Origin of the sequence: Arthrobacter sp. ZGTC131, assembly GCF_002929275.1 — a bacterium.
Classification (GTDB): domain Bacteria; phylum Actinomycetota; class Actinomycetes; order Actinomycetales; family Micrococcaceae; genus Arthrobacter.
This window is the reverse complement of the sequence record NZ_PJIK01000120.1, coordinates 1-507: the sequence shown is the minus strand read 5'-3', so window position 1 is coordinate 507 and position 507 is coordinate 1. Positions and strand designations below refer to the sequence as shown.

Annotated in this window: 1 rRNA gene; it reads left to right on the top strand. The window is 41.0% G+C overall.

The annotated features are described in order from the left end of the window. Positions 1 to 219: 219 nt before the first annotated feature. A 23S ribosomal RNA gene (locus tag CXQ90_RS21955) occupies positions 220 to 507 on the top strand; the annotation flags it as partial.

Here is a 507-nt window from a genome sequence, read left to right as displayed (position 1 = left end):
TTAACAGATTGGCAAAATTGAGTCTGAAATAAATTGTTCACTCAAGAGTTTAGATTAAGCAATTAATCTGAATGAATTGAGAACTAGCAAATTAACTGAATCAAGCGTTTTGGTATATGAATTTAGATTGAAGCTGTACAGTGTTTAAATACACAGTGCTCTAAACTGAAATGTTGAAGTTACTAACTTGTAGGTAACGTCGACTGTTTGGGGTTGTATAGTCAAGTAATTAAGTGCATGTGGTGGATGCCTTGGCAGTCAGAGGCGATGAAAGACGTGGTAGCCTGCGAAAAGCTTCGGGGAGTCGGCAAACAGACTTTGATCCGGAGATGTCTGAATGGGGGAACCCAGCCATCATAAGATGGTTATCACACACTGAATACATAGGTGTGTGAGGCGAACCAGGGGAACTGAAACATCTAAGTACCCTGAGGAAAAGAAATCAACCGAGATTCCCTTAGTAGTGGCGAGCGAACGGGGATTAGCCCTTAAGCTTCTTTGATTTTA